This is a genomic window from Paracoccus contaminans, from assembly GCF_002105555.1.
In the GTDB taxonomy this organism is placed as follows: Bacteria; Pseudomonadota; Alphaproteobacteria; order Rhodobacterales; family Rhodobacteraceae; genus Paracoccus; species Paracoccus contaminans.
The window spans coordinates 1,590,488-1,605,012 of the sequence record NZ_CP020612.1 but is presented as its reverse complement, the minus strand read 5'-3'; the positions used below and the strand labels follow the sequence as shown (position 1 = coordinate 1,605,012).

At 65.0% G+C, this 14,525-nt stretch carries 22 protein-coding genes and 2 pseudogenes; 1 reads left to right on the top strand and 23 read right to left on the bottom strand.

Annotation, left to right across the window (positions count from 1 at the left end):
* Window positions 1–115: 115 nt before the first annotated feature.
* Window positions 116–1,558, bottom strand: a complete 1,443-nt coding sequence (locus tag B0A89_RS07595) for an aldehyde dehydrogenase family protein (protein ID WP_205949806.1) — start codon at window positions 1,556–1,558, stop codon at window positions 116–118.
* 193 nt (window positions 1,559–1,751) lie between these two features.
* Here B0A89_RS07595 and B0A89_RS07590 point away from each other — a divergent pair, with 193 nt between their 5' ends.
* Window positions 1,752–2,411: a peroxiredoxin gene (locus tag B0A89_RS07590; protein ID WP_085377629.1), complete on the top strand. Its 660-nt coding sequence runs from the start codon at window positions 1,752–1,754 to the stop codon at window positions 2,409–2,411.
* A 108-nt stretch (window positions 2,412–2,519) separates the two neighbouring features.
* On the opposite strand, the gene rpmD is transcribed toward B0A89_RS07590, so the two are convergent.
* The 22 genes and pseudogenes from rpmD to tuf form a co-directional block, all read right to left on the bottom strand.
* Window positions 2,520–2,705 carry a 50S ribosomal protein L30 gene (gene rpmD / locus B0A89_RS07585; protein WP_085377628.1) on the bottom strand — a complete coding sequence of 62 codons (186 nt, stop codon included), beginning with the start codon at window positions 2,703–2,705 and terminating at the stop codon, window positions 2,520–2,522.
* Window positions 2,706–2,708: 3 nt separating this feature from the next.
* Complete coding sequence (gene rpsE / locus B0A89_RS07580; protein ID WP_085377627.1) at window positions 2,709–3,326, bottom strand: 30S ribosomal protein S5; 618 nt, start codon at window positions 3,324–3,326, stop codon at window positions 2,709–2,711.
* Between the two features lie 123 nt (window positions 3,327–3,449).
* On the bottom strand, window positions 3,450–3,809 hold the full coding sequence (gene rplR / locus B0A89_RS07575; RefSeq protein ID WP_085377626.1) for a 50S ribosomal protein L18: 360 nt from the start codon (window positions 3,807–3,809) through the stop codon (window positions 3,450–3,452).
* 11 nt (window positions 3,810–3,820) lie between these two features.
* Window positions 3,821–4,354, bottom strand: a complete 534-nt coding sequence (gene rplF, locus B0A89_RS07570; RefSeq protein WP_085377625.1) for a 50S ribosomal protein L6 — start codon at window positions 4,352–4,354, stop codon at window positions 3,821–3,823.
* A gap of 10 nt (window positions 4,355–4,364) precedes the next feature.
* Window positions 4,365–4,763 carry a 30S ribosomal protein S8 gene (rpsH, locus tag B0A89_RS07565; RefSeq protein WP_157115284.1) on the bottom strand — a complete coding sequence of 133 codons (399 nt, stop codon included), beginning with the start codon at window positions 4,761–4,763 and terminating at the stop codon, window positions 4,365–4,367.
* 10 nt (window positions 4,764–4,773) lie between these two features.
* Window positions 4,774–5,079: a 30S ribosomal protein S14 gene (rpsN, locus tag B0A89_RS07560; protein ID WP_085377624.1), complete on the bottom strand. Its 306-nt coding sequence runs from the start codon at window positions 5,077–5,079 to the stop codon at window positions 4,774–4,776.
* 19 nt (window positions 5,080–5,098) lie between these two features.
* On the bottom strand, window positions 5,099–5,659 hold the full coding sequence (rplE, locus tag B0A89_RS07555; RefSeq protein ID WP_085377623.1) for a 50S ribosomal protein L5: 561 nt from the start codon (window positions 5,657–5,659) through the stop codon (window positions 5,099–5,101).
* Window positions 5,659–5,964, bottom strand: coding sequence for a 50S ribosomal protein L24 (rplX, locus tag B0A89_RS07550; RefSeq protein WP_085377622.1), 306 nt, complete (start codon window positions 5,962–5,964; stop codon window positions 5,659–5,661). Before rplX ends, rplE begins: the two co-directional genes overlap by 1 nt.
* Window positions 5,964–6,332, bottom strand: coding sequence for a 50S ribosomal protein L14 (rplN, locus tag B0A89_RS07545; RefSeq protein ID WP_036717337.1), 369 nt, complete (start codon window positions 6,330–6,332; stop codon window positions 5,964–5,966). Before rplN ends, rplX begins: the two co-directional genes overlap by 1 nt.
* 92 nt (window positions 6,333–6,424) lie before the next feature.
* Complete coding sequence (gene rpsQ / locus B0A89_RS07540) at window positions 6,425–6,697, bottom strand: 30S ribosomal protein S17 (protein ID WP_085377621.1); 273 nt, start codon at window positions 6,695–6,697, stop codon at window positions 6,425–6,427.
* A gap of 10 nt (window positions 6,698–6,707) precedes the next feature.
* On the bottom strand, window positions 6,708–6,914 hold the full coding sequence (gene rpmC / locus B0A89_RS07535) for a 50S ribosomal protein L29 (protein ID WP_085377620.1): 207 nt from the start codon (window positions 6,912–6,914) through the stop codon (window positions 6,708–6,710).
* A gap of 198 nt (window positions 6,915–7,112) precedes the next feature.
* Window positions 7,113–7,526 carry a 50S ribosomal protein L16 gene (rplP, locus tag B0A89_RS07530; RefSeq protein WP_085377619.1) on the bottom strand — a complete coding sequence of 138 codons (414 nt, stop codon included), beginning with the start codon at window positions 7,524–7,526 and terminating at the stop codon, window positions 7,113–7,115.
* A 13-nt stretch (window positions 7,527–7,539) separates the two neighbouring features.
* Window positions 7,540–8,265, bottom strand: a complete 726-nt coding sequence (rpsC, locus tag B0A89_RS07525; RefSeq protein ID WP_085377618.1) for a 30S ribosomal protein S3 — start codon at window positions 8,263–8,265, stop codon at window positions 7,540–7,542.
* Between the two features lie 101 nt (window positions 8,266–8,366).
* Window positions 8,367–8,744, bottom strand: a pseudogene (gene rplV / locus B0A89_RS07520) (50S ribosomal protein L22); the annotation flags it as partial.
* 5 nt (window positions 8,745–8,749) lie between these two features.
* Window positions 8,750–9,028: a 30S ribosomal protein S19 gene (gene rpsS, locus B0A89_RS07515; protein WP_085377616.1), complete on the bottom strand. Its 279-nt coding sequence runs from the start codon at window positions 9,026–9,028 to the stop codon at window positions 8,750–8,752.
* A gap of 3 nt (window positions 9,029–9,031) precedes the next feature.
* Window positions 9,032–9,871, bottom strand: a complete 840-nt coding sequence (gene rplB / locus B0A89_RS07510) for a 50S ribosomal protein L2 (protein ID WP_085377615.1) — start codon at window positions 9,869–9,871, stop codon at window positions 9,032–9,034.
* 90 nt (window positions 9,872–9,961) lie between these two features.
* Complete coding sequence (locus B0A89_RS07505) at window positions 9,962–10,261, bottom strand: 50S ribosomal protein L23 (protein ID WP_085377614.1); 300 nt, start codon at window positions 10,259–10,261, stop codon at window positions 9,962–9,964.
* Between the two features lie 131 nt (window positions 10,262–10,392).
* Window positions 10,393–11,007 (bottom strand): annotated as a pseudogene (gene rplD, locus B0A89_RS07500) (50S ribosomal protein L4); the annotation flags it as partial.
* Entirely contained in the window at window positions 11,004–11,903 is a 900-nt protein-coding gene (rplC, locus tag B0A89_RS07495; RefSeq protein ID WP_085377612.1) for a 50S ribosomal protein L3, read from the bottom strand. The gene rplC and the pseudogene rplD, both read right to left, overlap by 4 nt.
* A 6-nt stretch (window positions 11,904–11,909) precedes the next feature.
* Window positions 11,910–12,218, bottom strand: coding sequence for a 30S ribosomal protein S10 (gene rpsJ, locus B0A89_RS07490; protein WP_085377611.1), 309 nt, complete (start codon window positions 12,216–12,218; stop codon window positions 11,910–11,912).
* A 195-nt stretch (window positions 12,219–12,413) separates the two neighbouring features.
* Complete coding sequence (locus tag B0A89_RS14615; RefSeq protein ID WP_157115283.1) at window positions 12,414–13,043, bottom strand: hypothetical protein; 630 nt, start codon at window positions 13,041–13,043, stop codon at window positions 12,414–12,416.
* 166 nt (window positions 13,044–13,209) lie between these two features.
* Window positions 13,210–14,385: an elongation factor Tu gene (gene tuf / locus B0A89_RS07485; RefSeq protein ID WP_085376690.1), complete on the bottom strand. Its 1,176-nt coding sequence runs from the start codon at window positions 14,383–14,385 to the stop codon at window positions 13,210–13,212.
* Between the last annotated feature and the right edge of the window lie 140 nt (window positions 14,386–14,525).

Here is a 14,525-nt window from a genome sequence, read left to right as displayed (position 1 = left end):
GCCGGACCGGGGGCCAGCCCCCGGACCCCCGGGATATTTCAGGACCGAAGATGGATCCCGGACACAGGAAAGGGCGCCGCGGCGGGCGCCCCCTCTGGTGCTTTCTTGCGGGCGATCAGGCGTCCTTGTCCCAGCCGCTGATCTGCTTGGAGTCCATGAACTCCTCGATCCCCCAGACGCCGCCCTCGCGGGCGCGGCCCGATGCCTTGACGCCGCCAAAGGCCGATCCGCGGCCCCGGCTGACGCCGTTCATCTCGACCATGCCCGACCGCAGCTGCCGGGCCAGCCGGTTGCGCCGCGCGCCGTCCTGCGTCTGGACATAGTTGGTCAGGCCATAGATCGTGTCATTGGCCGCGGCGAGGGCCTCGTCCTCGGTGTCGAAGGGGATGATCGACAGCACCGGGCCAAAGATTTCCTGCCGCGCGATGGTCATGTCGTTGGTCACATCCGCGAACACCGTGGGGCGCACGAAATAGCCGCGATTGACGCCTTCGGGCAGGCCGGGGCCGCCCGCAACCAGACGCGCGCCCTCGTCGATGCCCTTCTGGATCAGATCCTGGATCTTGTCCCACTGCTGCTTGCTGACCACGGGGCCGATATGGGCGCCCGGCTCGTGCGCGCTGGCGACGGCGGTTTCCTCGGCCACGCGGCGCGCGGTTTCCACGGCCTTTTCATAGACAGGCCGCTGCACGAACATCCGCGTCGGCGCATTGCAGGACTGCCCCGAGTTGTAGAAGCAGTGCCGCGCCCCGCGTTCGACCGCCTTGTCATCCGCATCGGCAAAGACGAGATTCGCCCCCTTGCCGCCCAGTTCCAGCGCGACCTTCTTGACCGTGTCCGCCGCCGCCTTGGTGATGGCGATGCCGGCGCGGGTCGATCCGGTGAAGCTGATCATGTCCACGTCAGGATGGATGGACAGCTGCGTGCCGACCCCCTGCCCGTCGCCGTTGACCAGGTTGAACACGCCCTTGGGCAGCCCCGCCTCGTCCAGCACCTCGGCAAAGACCATCGAGGACAGCGGCGCGATTTCCGATGGCTTGAGCACCACCGTATTGCCTGCCAGGATCGCGGGGATCACCTTGAGCGTGACCTGGTTCATCGGCCAGTTCCACGGCGTGATGAGGCCGATCACACCGATCGGCTCCCACGCGACCATGCTGGTGGGGGCATGATCGCCCAGCGGGCGGATGAACTCGAAATCCTTGAAGCTGCTGATGAATGTCTCGATGTGGAACGAGCCTGAGCCGGCCTGGTCCTCGCGCGACATGTCGGTGGGCGCGCCCATCTCGGCGGTCATCGCTGCGGCGATGTCGTCGTTGCGGCGCTTGTAGACCTCAAGGACCTTCTCGACATGGGCCAGCCGCTCGGCCGGCGGGGTCGCCGACCAGGAGGGGAAGGCCGCCTTGGCCGCGGCCACCGCGCGGTCGGTGTCGGCCTGCGCGCCCAGCGAGATCACCGCGCAGGGTTCCTCGGTCGTGGGGTCGATGACGTCAAGGTCATGGGGTGCCGCCGGGTCCACCCAGGCGCCGTCGATATAGAATTGCCGCTTGTCCAACAGATCGGCCATCGCCGCATCCCCTCTGCCATGCCAGGTCGCGCCAGCGTTGCACCCTGCCCGGCCGTCCGCAAGGCCGATGGCTTCGTCGTTTCGTCCGGGCGCCCCGGCGTTTCGACGGCAAGGGGATGGCTGGCAATTGGGCGGTTGCAGCCTATCTTCCAGTGCAGGTGAGATAACGCCAAAGGAACGCCTCATGGCCCTGCGCATCAACGACATCGCCCCGGACTTTGCCGCCCAGACATCTGAAGGCGAGATCCGCTTTCATGACTGGCTGGGCGACAGCTATGGCATCATCTTCAGCCATCCGCGCGATTTCACCCCCGTCTGCACGACCGAGTTCGGTGCCGTCGCCCAGCTGGCCCCCGAATGGGAAAAGCGCGGTGTCAAGGTGCTGGGCGTGTCGGTGGACAGCGCCGAGGATCACCGCAAGTGGAAGCGCGACATCGAGGCTTTCGCCGGCAGCCCGGCCGATTTTGCCATCGTGGATGACACCGACCTGACGGTGGCCAAGCTGTATGACATGCTGCCCGCCGACGCCTATCTGCCCGACGGCCGGACGGCCAATGACAGTGCCACGGTCCGCACGGTCTATATCATCGGGCCTGACAAGAAGGTGCGGCTGATGCTGACCTATCCGATGTCGGTCGGCCGCAACTTTGCCGAAATCCTGCGGGCCGTGGACGCGATCCAGGCTACCGACGGGGTGCCGGTCGCCACGCCGGCGAACTGGGTTCCGGGACAGGATGTCATCGCCGCCCTGTCGCTGTCGGACGAACAGGCCGAACAGCGTTTCGGCAAGCTGGACAAGAAGCTGCCCTATCTGCGCTTTGTTCCCCAGCCCCGCAAGGGATGAAGGGAAAGGCGCGCCGGCCCGCCCCGCATGCCAGGGCGGACTGGATTGCGGAAATGAAGACGCCCCGCCGGCACCGGCGGGGCGTTTTGTTTCAGACCGGCAAAGGGATTACTGCTTTTCGCCGATGATCTGGACCAGATGCGGGATCGAGCGGACCATGCCGCGGATCGCGGGCGTGTCCTCAAGCTCGCGCGTGCGGTGCATCTTGTTCAGGCCAAGGCCCTTGAGCGTCGCGCGCTGGCTGGCCGGGCGGCGGATCGGGCTGCCAATCTGCTTGACGATGATGGTTGCCATGGATCAGGCCTCCTGCAACTGGGCCGGCGCCGGGGCGGCATCGGCAGCCTGCTGGGCTTCGGGCGCGCGATCATGCGAGGGCAGGATGTCGGCGACCTTCTTGCCGCGGCGGCCGGCGACCGAACGGGGCGACGCCTCGGCCTTGAGCCCGTCGATCGTCGCACGGATCATGTTGTAGGGGTTCTGCGAACCCAGCGACTTGGCCACCACGTCCTGCACGCCCAGCATTTCGAACACGGCGCGCATCGGGCCGCCGGCGATGATGCCGGTCCCCGGAACGGCGGTGCGCATGACGACCTTGCCGGCGCCGTGGCGCCCTTCGATGTCATGATGCAGGGTGCGCCCGTCGCGCAGCGGCACGCGGATCAGGCCGCGCTTGGCCTGCTCGGTCGCCTTGCGGATCGCCTCGGGCACTTCCTTGGCCTTGCCCTTGCCGAAACCGACGCGGCCGCGCTGGTCGCCCACGACGACAAGCGCCGCAAAGCCGAAGCGCTTGCCGCCCTTGACGGTCTTGGACACGCGATTGATCGCGACCAGACGATCGGCGAATTCCGGGGTTTCCTCGCGCTGCTCGCGGCGGCGATCGCCCCCGCGGTCACGGCGCTGTTCACGTTCTGCCATGTGGCAATTCCTTGATCTGGCGCGTGTCCGCGCCGGTTGGGGCCGATCCTGGTGGGCCGCCGCAATGGACGGCCCCCGGATCATCGGGGCGGCGCGCTCGTCATGAACGCGCCGCCCGCATCATCAGAACTTCAGACCGCCCTCGCGGGCCGCATCGGCCAGCGCCTTGATCTTGCCGTGGAACAGGAAGCCGCCGCGGTCGAACACGACCTCTTCGACACCCTTCGCCTTGGCACGTTCCGCGATCGCGGCGCCGATCTTGGCGGCAGCCTCGACATTGTTCTTGCCGACGAAGCCCAGATCCTTTTCCAGGGTCGAGGCCGATGCCAGCGTCACGCCCTGCGCATCGTCGATCAGCTGGACGCTGATGTTCTTGGACGAGCGGTGGACGGACAGGCGCGGACGTCCGGCGGACATCGCGCGCAGTTTGTTCCGGACGCGCAGACGGCGCTTCTGGAACAGCTCTCGTTTGTTCAGTGCCATATGCGTGATCCTTACTTCTTCTTGCCTTCCTTGCGGAAGACGACCTCGCCCTTGTAGCGGATGCCCTTGCCCTTGTAGGGCTCGGGCCGCTTCCAGTCGCGGATGTTGGCGGCGGTCTGGCCGACGGCCTGCTGGTCGATACCCTCGACCACGATTTCCGTCTGCTTGGGCGCGTTCACCGTCACGCCCTCGGGCGCATCGAAGTTCACGTCATGCGAATAACCCAGCGCCAGCTTGAGCGTCTTGCCCTGCATGGTCGCGCGGTAGCCCACGCCCTGGATTTCCAGGTCCTTGCGGAAGCCGGTCGTCACCCCGGTGACGAGATTGGCCACCATCGACCGCGACATCCCCCATTGCTGGCGGGCGCGCTTGGACAGGCCGCGCGGCTTGACGGTGACGGTGCTGCCGTCCAGCACCAGATCCACGTCGTCGGTCGCGGTGAACGACCGGGTGCCCTTGGGGCCCTTGACCGAGATGGTCTGCCCCTTCACCTCGGCCGTGACGCCCGAAGGCAGTTCGACCGGCTTCTTGCCAATACGAGACATTCTGCCCTCCTCAGAACACGGTGCAGAGGACTTCGCCGCCGATATTGGCGTTGCGAGCCGCTGCGTCCGACATCACGCCCTTGGGCGTCGAGACGATGGACACGCCCAGGCCGTTGCGGACCGAGGGCAGTTCCTTGGCGCCGGCATAGACGCGGCGGCCGGGCTTGGACACCCGTGCCAGTTCGCGGATGACGGGCGCGCCTTCGAAGTATTTCAGCGAGATTTCCAGCTCGGCGTGACCGGCATCGGTCGTCACCTGCTCATAGCCGCGGATGTAGCCCTCGGCCTTCAGCACGTCCAGAACCCAGGCGCGCAGCTTGCTGGCGGGGGTGCGGACGGTGGATTTCCCGCGCATCTGCGCGTTGCGGATACGGGTCAGCATATCGCCGAGCGGATCGTTCATCGACATGATTACCCCCTTACCAGCTCGATTTCACCATGCCGGGGATCTGGCCGAACGAGCCGAGCTCGCGCAGCATGATCCGCGACAGTTTCAGCTTGCGGTAATAGGCGCGCGGACGCCCCGTCAGTTCGCAGCGGTTGTTCAGCCGGGTGGCCGAGGAGTTGCGCGGCAGTTCGGCAAGCTTCAGCGTCGCCTTGAACCGCTCTTCCATCGGCTTGGACTGGTCGTTGATGACATCGGTCAGGGCGGCGCGCTTGGAGGCGTATTTCGCCACCATCCGCTCGCGCTTCTTCTGACGTTCGATCATGGATTTCTTGGCCATATCGTCTTTCCTCGCGCGGTCAGCTGTTGAAGGGCATGTTGAAATGCTTCAACAGCGCCTTGGCTTCGGCGTCGGTCTTCGCCGTGGTCGCGATGATGATGTCCATCCCCAGAACCTCGTCGACCTTGTCGAAGTTGATCTCCGGGAAAACGATGTGCTCTTTCAGGCCCATGGCATAGTTGCCGCGGCCGTCGAACGCCGTGCCCTTGACGCCGCGGAAGTCGCGCACGCGCGGCAGCGCGATGTTGATCAGGCGATCGAGGAATTCATACATCCGGTCGCCGCGCAGCGTGACCTTGGCACCCAGCGGCATCTCCTCGCGCACGCGGAAGCCGGCGATCGACTTCTTGGCCTTGGTGATGACGGCCTTCTGCCCGGCGATCAGCGACAGCTCGTCGGCGCCCTGCTTGACCTTCTTGGTGTCCTTGACGGCCTCGCCGATGCCCATGTTCAGGACGATCTTGTCCAGACGCGGGATCTGCATGTCGTTCCGGTAGCCGAACTCTTCCTTGAGCGCGGCGCGGATCTGGTCCTGATAGACCGACTTGAGGCGGGGGGTGTACTTGGCTTGGTCCAGCATCAGATCACATCCCCCGTGGTCTTGGCAAAGCGGACCTTCTGGTCGCCTTCCATGCGGAAGCCGACGCGCGTGGCCTTGCCGTTCTTGTCCAGCAGCGCGAGGTTGGACAGGTCGATCGGCATGTTCTTGGGAACGCGGCCGCCCTGGCTGGTCTGCGACTGGCGGGTATGGCGCAGGGCGATGTTCACGCCGTCCACGACCGCCTTGTTGTCCTTGGGCATGACCTGCGTGATCTCGCCGGTCTTGCCCTTGTCCTTGCCGGTCAGGACGATGACCGTGTCACCCTTCTTGAGCTTGGCGGCCATCACAGCACCTCCGGCGCAAGCGAGATGATCTTCATGAAGTTCTTGGCGCGCAGCTCGCGCACGACCGGCCCGAAGATGCGGGTGCCGACCGGCTCGCCTTGGTTGTTCAGGATGACGGCGGCGTTCGCGTCAAAGCGGATCGAGGTGCCGTCCTCGCGCTTGACTTCCTTGGCGGTGCGCACGACGACGGCCTTGCGCACGTCGCCCTTCTTCACGCGGCCGCGCGGAATGGCTTCCTTGACGGAGACGACGATGATGTCGCCGACCGACGCATAGCGCCGATGCGATCCGCCCAGAACCTTGATGCACTGCACCCGGCGCGCGCCGGAGTTGTCAGCAACATCCAGGTTGGTCTGCATCTGGATCATGGTTAGCTCCCGACCTTTGGGGACCGGTTGCAGTCCCGGCCCCAGGGTTTCGATATGTCACTGGCGGGCCACCCGGCCCACCCGCGGTTGCATCAGGCCTGATCTGCCGCAGCAGTGGTCAGGGCAGCAGCCGACTGGTCCGTCAGGACCGTCCAGCGCTTGGTCTTGGAAATCGGCGCGCATTCGACGATGCGGACGGTATCGCCGACCTTGAACTGGTTCAGAGCGTCATGCGCCCGGTATTTCTTGGACGACCGCACGGTCTTGTGCAGCAGCGGATGCTTGAAGCGCCGCTCGACCAGAACGGTGATCGTCTGCTCGTTCTTGTCGCTGGTGACGCGGCCCTGAAGAATGCGTTTCGGCATGGCAGCCCCCTCAGTTCGACTGGGCCGCGGCAGCGGCCTTCTGGTTCATGACGGTCAGAACGCGGGCCACGTCCTTGCGGACGGCGCGCATGCGGGCGGTCGATTCGATCTGGCCGGTGGCCTGCTGGAAGCGCAGGTTGAACGCCTCCTTCTTCAGCGCGACCAGCTGCTCGCGCAGCTGTTCGGGCGTCTTGTCCTTCAGTTCGGCGGCTTTCATGCCCCTGGTCCTTTCAACATCACCGGAAGGCCCCTGCTGGCAGGGACACCCTGATTCCCGGTGGAGTGCGAGATGAAGGCTTGGCCTATACGCGCGCATGCCCTGTGTGGCAAGGAAAAACATGGTTTTCAGGGCAAGAGAAAAGCCCCGCCGTCACCGGCGGGGCCTCTCTGTCTGCCAGGCGCAGCGATGCGCGCCTTACCAATCTTCGCGGTGCACGATCCGGGTCAGGACGGGCAGCTTCTGCGCGCCAAGGCGCAGGGCTTCGCGGGCGATCTCGTCATCGACGCCGTCGATCTCGAACATGATCCGGCCGGGATGGACGCGGGCCGCCCAGAAATCGATCGAACCCTTGCCCTTACCCATCCGCACCTCGGTCGGTTTCGAGGAAACCGGCACGTCCGGGAAAATCCGGATCCAGACCCGGCCCTGACGCTTCATGTGGCGGGTGATCGCGCGGCGGGCCGCCTCGATCTGGCGCGCGGTGACGCGCTCGGGCTCGGTCGCCTTCAGCGCGTAGGAGCCGAAGTTCAGGTTGAACCCGCCCTTGGCCTCGCCATGGATGCGGCCCTTGAATTGTTTGCGGAACTTGGTCCGTTTCGGTTGCAGCATTCCTTGTTACTCCTCAGCGCGCCGGACGGTCGTCGCGGTCGCGGCGCGGGCCGCGGGGGGACGGACCGTCCTGGGCCTCGGCGGCCTTGCGGTCGCGGGCCTGCGGATCGTGTTCCATGATCTCGCCCTTGAAGATCCAGACCTTGACGCCGATGATCCCGTAAGGGGTCGATGCTTCCGACAGCGCATAATCAATGTCGGCGCGCAGCGTGTGCAGCGGCACCCGGCCTTCGCGGTACCATTCCGTCCGCGCGATCTCGGCGCCGCCGAGGCGGCCCGCGACGTTCACGCGGATGCCCAGGGCACCCATGCGCATCGCGTTCTGCACCGCACGCTTCATCGCGCGGCGGAACGAAACCCGGCGCTCAAGCTGCTGGGCGATCGATTCGGCGACGAGCTGAGCGTCCAGCTCGGGCTTGCGGACCTCGACGATGTTGAGGTGCAGCTCCGAATCGGTGAAGTTCGCCAGCTTCTTGCGCAGCGTCTCGATATCGGCGCCCTTGCGGCCGATGATGACGCCCGGACGGGCGGCATGGATCGTCACGCGGCACTTCTTGTGCGGACGCTCGATGATGACGCGGCTGATGCCGGCCTGCTTGGCTTCCTCGTGGATGAACTCGCGGATGCGCACATCCTCGATCAGCAGGTCGCCGTAATCCTTGCTGTCCGCAAACCAGCGGCTGTCCCAGGTCCGGTTGACCTGCAGGCGCATCCCGATGGGGTTTACCTTCTGTCCCATTACGCGAGCTCCTCGGCAGCAGCTTCAGGGGTGGTGGTGGCCTCGGCCTGGCGGTTCGAGGCGGTGCGCTTTTGCGCTTTGGCAGCCTTCTTGGCGGCTTCGGCGGCGGCATCGATCTCGCGCACGGTGATGGTGATTTCCGAGAACGGCTTCATGATCTTGCCGAACCGGCCACGGGCACGGGGGCGGCCACGCTTCATCACCATGTTCTTGCCGACCCAGGCCTCGGCCACGATCAGGCTGTCCACATCCAGGTTGTGGTTGTTTTCAGCATTGGCGATTGCCGACTGCAGGCATTTCTTGACGTCGCCGGCGATGCGGCGCTTGGAAAACGTCAGATCGGCCAGCGCCTTGTCCACCTTCTTGCCGCGGATCATTGCGGCGACAAGGTTCAGCTTCTGCGGCGAGGTGCGAAGCATCTTGGTCTTCGCCATCGCCTCGTTCTCCGCCACGCGGCGCGGATTTTGTTCCTTACCCATGGGGATTACTTCCTTTTCGCTTTCTTGTCGGCGGCGTGACCGTAATAGGTCCGGGTCGGCGAATATTCACCGAATTTCTGGCCGATCATTTCCTCGGTCACGTTGACCGGGATATGCTTCTGGCCGTTATAGACGCCAAAGGTCAGGCCGACGAATTGCGGCAGGATGGTCGAGCGGCGCGACCAGATCTTGATGACGTCCGAGCGTCCCGATTCCCGTGCCTTTTCCGCCTTGCGCAGGACATAGGCATCGACAAAGGGGCCTTTCCAAACAGAACGTGCCATGGATCAGCGCCCCTTCTTCTTGGCGTGGCGCGACCGCAGGATGTACTTGTCGGTCGCCTTGTTGGAACGGGTGCGCTTGCCCTTGGTCGGCTTGCCCCACGGGGTAACCGGGTGCCGGCCGCCCGAGGTGCGGCCCTCGCCGCCGCCATGCGGGTGGTCGATCGGGTTCATCGCGACGCCGCGGACGGTCGGGCGCACGCCCATATGGCGCTTGCGCCCGGCCTTGCCGAGGTTCTGGTTGGAATGGTCGGGGTTCGACACGGCGCCGATGGTGGCCATGCATTCCTGACGGACCAGCCGCAGCTCGCCCGAGGACAGGCGGATCTGGGCATAGCCGCCGTCGCGGCCGACGAACTGCGCATAGGCGCCGGCCGAACGGGCCAGCTGCCCGCCCTTGCCCGGCTTCAGCTCGACATTGTGGACGATCGTGCCGATCGGCATGCCGCTGAAGGGCATGGCGTTGCCCGGCTTGATATCGGCCTTCTTCGAGGCGATCACCTTGTCGCCCACCGCCAGACGCTGGGGCGCGAGGATATAGGCCTGCTCGCCGTCCTCGTATTTCACCAGCGCGATGAAGGCCGTGCGGTTGGGATCATATTCGATCCGCTCGACCGTCGCGGGGACATCGAACTTGGTGCGCTTGAAATCGACGATGCGGTAGAGCCGCTTGGCCCCGCCGCCTTTGTGCCACATGGTGACGCGCCCGGTATTGTTCCGGCCGCCCGTCTTGGTCAGACCCTCGGTCAGGGTCTTGACGGGGCGGCCTTTCCAAAGCTCCGAACGGTCGATCAGTACCAGCCCGCGCTGGCCAGGCGTCGTCGGCTTATACGACTTGAGTGCCATGGTTGCTGTCTTCCGTTTGCCTTGGACCTGAGGTCCGTTTCAGTCGAATTGACGGCGGCCGGGCAATGCCCCGCCGCCGTTGTCCGGGCCTTACAGCCCGGTGTTCACGTCGATGCTGTTGCCAGCCTCGAGCATCACATAGGCCTTCTTGACGTCCGAGCGGACGCCGGGACGGCCCTTGAAGCGCTTGACCTTGCCCTTGGTCACCACGGTGTTGACCGCCTTGACCTTGACATTGAACAGCGTCTCGACCGCCTCGCGGATCTGCGGCTTGGTGGCGGCCTTGGCCACTTCGAAGGTGACGGCGTTGGACAGCTCGCCCGCCAGCGTCGCCTTTTCGGTGATGATCGGCTTGACGATCACGTCGTAATGTTCGGGTTTCGCAGCCATCACACGGCCCCTCCGTTCACGTCCGCGCCGGCCGACGAGGCGCCGGCGACGGGTGCATCCGTGGCGAACAGGACCGGCGCCTGCGCCTCGGCCGCGCTGCGGCCTGCGCCATTGCCGCGGTTCGCCCCGTTCAGACGCGCAACCAGCGCCTCGACGCCGGCGCGCGTGATCACCAGCGTGTCGCGGCGCAGGATGTCATAGACGTTCGCGCCCATCGAGGGCAGCACGTCCACGTTTTCCAGGTTGCGGGCCGCGCGGGCGAAGTTCTCGTTCACGTCGACGCCGTCGATCACCAGCACGCGCTTCCAGCCCTGTTCCTTGACCGCCTTGGCGACGGCCGAGGTCTTGGCTTCGGCCAGGTCCAGATTGTCCAGGATCACCAGCTTGCCGCGCGATGCCTTGGCCGACAGCGCATGCCGCAGACCGAGCGCCCGGACCTTCTTGGGCAGATCAAAGGCGTGGCTGCGCGGGGTCGGGCCCTTGTAGACACCACCCTTGCGGAAGATCGGCGCCTTTCGCGAGCCGTGGCGTGCGCCGCCCGTGCCCTTCTGGCGATAGATCTTCTTGGTCGAATAGCTGACCTCGGACTTGCCGAGGACCGAATGCGTCCCCTGCTGCGCCTTGGCCCGCTGCCAGCGGACGACGCGGTGCAGGATGTCCGCGCGCGGCTCCAGCCCGAAGATGTCGTCGGCCAGTTCGATGTCCCCGGCCTTGCCCGAGGAAAGCGAAATCACGTCGAGTTTCATTCCTTGTCCCCTTCCGGCGCGGCCCCGCCATCCAGATCGGATGCCTTGTCGGCATTCGGATCGGCGGCTTCCTTGTCGGCAGCGATCGACGCCTCGGCCTCGGCCAGGGCAGCCGCCTGCGCAGCAGCCTCAGCCTCCAGCGCGGCCAGACGCGCGGCTTCTTCCTCGGCAGCGGCCTGGGCGGCGGCTTCCTCGGCCAGGCGCTTGGCCTCGCGTTCGGCCGAGCGCAGCGCGGCCGGATAGATCGTGTTCTCGGAGGCGGGCTTCTTCACCGCGTCCTTGACGATGACCCAGCCGCCCTTGGAACCGGGCACCGAGCCCTTGACCATGATCAGGCCGCGATCGGCGTCGGTCTTGACGACCTGCAGGTTCTGGGTGGTGACGCGCACGGCGCCCATGTGGCCGGCCATCTTCTTGCCCTTGAACACCTTGCCGGGGTCCTGGCACTGGCCGGTCGAGCCGTGCGAGCGGTGGCTGATCGACACGCCGTGCGTGGCGCGAAGACCGCCGAAGTTGTGCCGCTTCATCGCGCCGGCAAAGCCCTTGCCGATCGAGGTGCCCGCGATGTCCACGAACTGGCCCGCGAAATAATGCGCCGCGATGATTTCCTCGCCGACCGGGACCAGGTTCTCCTCGGTCACGCGGAACTCGACGATCTTGCGCTTGGGGGCCACGTTCGCCTTGGCGAAATGGCCGCGCATGGGGGCCGAGACGCGCTTGGCCTTGGCGTCGCCCGCGCCCAGCTGGACGGCGACATAGCCGTCGGTCGCCTGGGTGCGCTGCGCGATGACCTGGACATTGTCCAGCTGCAGCACGGTCACGGGCACCTGGCGCCCGTCTTCAAGAAACAGCCGGGTCATGCCCAGCTTCTTGGCGATGATACCTGTCCGCATGATGCCCCCTTACACCTTGATCTCGACATCCACGCCGGCGGCGAGGTCGAGCTTCATCAGGGCGTCAACCGTCTGGGGCGTGGGATCCACGATGTCCAGCATCCGCTTGTGCGTGCGGATTTCCCACTGGTCGCGCGACTTCTTGTCGATATGCGGACCGCGCAGGACGGTGAATTTCTCGATCTTGTTCGGCAGCGGGATCGGGCCGCGAACCTGAGCGCCGGTGCGCTTGGCGGTGTTGACGATCTCGGCGGTGCTGGCGTCCAGCACGCGATAATCGAACGCCTTGAGCCGGATACGGATGGTCTGGCTTTGCATCAAAGCATCCCTCTATCGGGGATTTCAGTCGAGAGGCTGACCACGCACCACGCGGGGCCAGCATCGGACCTGGCAGTTCTGAAAACCGCAAGGCCGCCCCCGTTGCGGGCGGCCTTGGCGGGCGCTGTCGATTCGGTTGGAGCGACGGCGATGGGGGCTTATGGCGGGCGGGGCTGGGGGTGTCAAGCGGGGAAGCTACACCCGACGTCTTAGGAAGTTATCCAACGCCAGTATTTCGGCTGCACTGAGGTTTTTGCTGACCGGCGAACGGCTGAATATCGCGTTCGCTTCATTTCGAAAGACGTCCGTCGCTGAGCCCCATCGTGCCCAACGGTGGACGATAACGAAACGTTCACCTCGTTGCACCTGCGGCAAGATAGTTTCGGTTAGCCAACGGCGATGTTCCTGAGCTGATCGCAAAAGGCCGGTCAACGCTTTGATGGAAGAGTGGCGCCCATCACGTGATCGGTACGCCACTCCATTCACGAGTGCAGCGTCTCCTGAACGGAGGTAGGCAGAGTAGTTTGATGATCGGTAATATTCTGAAAGATATGGTGCGCAGTACTGGATCGGACGCGGGTCGGCTAGTGAAGCGCGAAACATTCGGTCGGCATCGGGTGACGCGAATTCTTTTGGAGTCATTATTTCATCATAGCCACCGTTGTTATCAAGGATAATAACAGGCGCGTTTAAGACGTCTCCGACAAAGGCGGGTGGAGGATGATCAAGATTAAAGCTGTGCCTCGCGAAGACGGCGAAAATCTCGACGTCGTCCGGGTGAACATTTTCAGTGAGACGAGACCAATAGGCGGCTAAGTTGACCAAGGCTCAAGCCCTTCTCTTCTCTGCGGTAAGATTTCGCGTCTCATTAAGTCGGTGCAAACGAGCGCGTTATATACAAGTGCACACAGGAGTCGTTTGTGAAAAAAGCCCGCCCCTTCTGGGACGGGCCTTGCATCGTTGCTATGGGGCGCCGCAGCGGCCCTTCAGCTCACTTCAGGATCTTGGACACAACCCCTGCGCCGACCGTGCGGCCGCCTTCGCGGATGGCGAAGCGCAGCTTTTCTTCCATCGCGATCGGGGCGATCAGCTCGACCTCGAACTTCAGGTTGTCGCCCGGCATCACCATCTCGGTGCCCTCGGGCAGCTTCACCGTCCCGGTCACGTCCGTCGTGCGGAAGTAGAACTGCGGGCGGTAGTTCGCGAAGAACGGCGTGTGGCGGCCGCCCTCTTCCTTGGTCAGGATGTAGGCCTCGGCCTCGAAGGTCGTGTGCGGCTTGACCGAGCCGGGCTTGCACAGCACCTGCCCGCGCTCCACCCCCTCACGGTCGATGCCGCGCAGCAGCGCGCCGATGTTGTCGCCCGCCTCGCCCCGATCCAGCAGCTTGCGGAACATCTCGACGCCCGTGCAGGTCGTCTTGCGGGTGTCGCGGATGCCGACGATTTCCAGTTCGTCGCCGACGTTCACCGCGCCACGTTCCACACGGCCGGTCACCACGGTGCCGCGGCCCGAGATCGAGAACACGTCCTCGATCGGCATCAGGAAGGGCTGGTCCACGGCGCGCTCGGGCGTCGGGATATACTCGTCGACGGCCTTGATCAGCGCGCGGATCGAGTCCTCGCCGATCTCCTTGTCGCGGCCTTCCATCGCCGCCAGGGCCGAGCCCTTGACGATCGGGATGTCGTCACCGGGATAGTCGTAGGAGGACAGCAGCTCGCGCACCTCCATCTCGACCAGTTCCAGCAGCTCCTCGTCGTCCACCTGGTCGACCTTGTTGAGGTAGACGACCATGTAGGGGATGCCGACCTGACGGCCGAGCAGGATGTGCTCGCGCGTCTGCGGCATCGGGCCGTCAGCGGCGTTCACGACCAGGATCGCGCCGTCCATCTGCGCGGCGCCAGTGATCATGTTCTTCACATAGTCGGCGTGGCCGGGGCAGTCCACATGCGCGTAGTGGCGCGCGTCCGATTCGTATTCCACATGCGCGGTCGAGATCGTGATCCCGCGCGCACGCTCTTCCGGCGCGCCGTCGATCTGGTCGTAGGCCTTGAATTCGCCGAAGTATTTCGTGATCGCAGCCGTCAGCGTCGTCTTGCCGTGGTCAACGTGACCGATCGTCCCGATGTTGACGTGCGGTTTCGTCCGTTCGAATTTTGCCTTTGCCATCATGGCCTCCTGGTCGTCGGGCGGCCGGTGGCGGGCGCGCCTCGTGCAATGATCGCCGCGATCTATAAGCGAAACGCCAGAAAATCAAGGCGCACGGCGGCAACGCCGGCGGCAGGACGGGTCCGCCTGCTTCCCTTGCG

What these genes read in the sequence shown, in the direction of transcription:
- rpsE (WP_085377627.1), bottom strand. Translation starts at nt 3,326, where the DNA reads ATGGCAGAACGTGAACAGCGCCGTGACCGCGGGGGCGATCGCCGCCGC.
- rplF (WP_085377625.1), bottom strand. Translation starts at nt 4,354, where the DNA reads ATGTCTCGTATTGGCAAGAAGCCGGTCGAACTGCCTTCGGGCGTCACG.
- rpsC (WP_085377618.1), bottom strand. Translation starts at nt 8,265, where the DNA reads ATGGGACAGAAGGTAAACCCCATCGGGATGCGCCTGCAGGTCAACCGG.
- rpsQ (WP_085377621.1), bottom strand. Translation starts at nt 6,697, where the DNA reads ATGCCGAAACGCATTCTTCAGGGCCGCGTCACCAGCGACAAGAACGAG.
- rpmC (WP_085377620.1), bottom strand. Translation starts at nt 6,914, where the DNA reads ATGAAAGCCGCCGAACTGAAGGACAAGACGCCCGAACAGCTGCGCGAG.
- rplB (WP_085377615.1), bottom strand. Translation starts at nt 9,871, where the DNA reads ATGGCACTCAAGTCGTATAAGCCGACGACGCCTGGCCAGCGCGGGCTG.
- rplR (WP_085377626.1), bottom strand. Translation starts at nt 3,809, where the DNA reads ATGGCACTGAACAAACGAGAGCTGTTCCAGAAGCGCCGTCTGCGCGTC.
- rpsJ (WP_085377611.1), bottom strand. Translation starts at nt 12,218, where the DNA reads ATGCAAAGCCAGACCATCCGTATCCGGCTCAAGGCGTTCGATTATCGC.
- tuf (WP_085376690.1), bottom strand. Translation starts at nt 14,385, where the DNA reads ATGGCAAAGGCAAAATTCGAACGGACGAAACCGCACGTCAACATCGGG.
- rpsN (WP_085377624.1), bottom strand. Translation starts at nt 5,079, where the DNA reads ATGGCCAAGAAATCCATGATCGAACGTCAGAAGAAGCGCGAGCGGATG.
- rplN (WP_036717337.1), bottom strand. Translation starts at nt 6,332, where the DNA reads ATGATCCAGATGCAGACCAACCTGGATGTTGCTGACAACTCCGGCGCG.
- rpsS (WP_085377616.1), bottom strand. Translation starts at nt 9,028, where the DNA reads ATGGCACGTTCTGTTTGGAAAGGCCCCTTTGTCGATGCCTATGTCCTG.
- rplE (WP_085377623.1), bottom strand. Translation starts at nt 5,659, where the DNA reads ATGCTGGACCAAGCCAAGTACACCCCCCGCCTCAAGTCGGTCTATCAG.
- rplX (WP_085377622.1), bottom strand. Translation starts at nt 5,964, where the DNA reads ATGGCCGCCAAGCTCAAGAAGGGTGACACGGTCATCGTCCTGACCGGC.
- B0A89_RS07590 (WP_085377629.1), top strand. Translation starts at nt 1,752, where the DNA reads ATGGCCCTGCGCATCAACGACATCGCCCCGGACTTTGCCGCCCAGACA.
- B0A89_RS07505 (WP_085377614.1), bottom strand. Translation starts at nt 10,261, where the DNA reads ATGGCTGCGAAACCCGAACATTACGACGTGATCGTCAAGCCGATCATC.
- rplP (WP_085377619.1), bottom strand. Translation starts at nt 7,526, where the DNA reads ATGCTGCAACCGAAACGGACCAAGTTCCGCAAACAATTCAAGGGCCGC.
- rpmD (WP_085377628.1), bottom strand. Translation starts at nt 2,705, where the DNA reads ATGGCAACCATCATCGTCAAGCAGATTGGCAGCCCGATCCGCCGCCCG.
- rpsH (WP_157115284.1), bottom strand. Translation starts at nt 4,763, where the DNA reads ATGTCGATGAACGATCCGCTCGGCGATATGCTGACCCGTATCCGCAAC.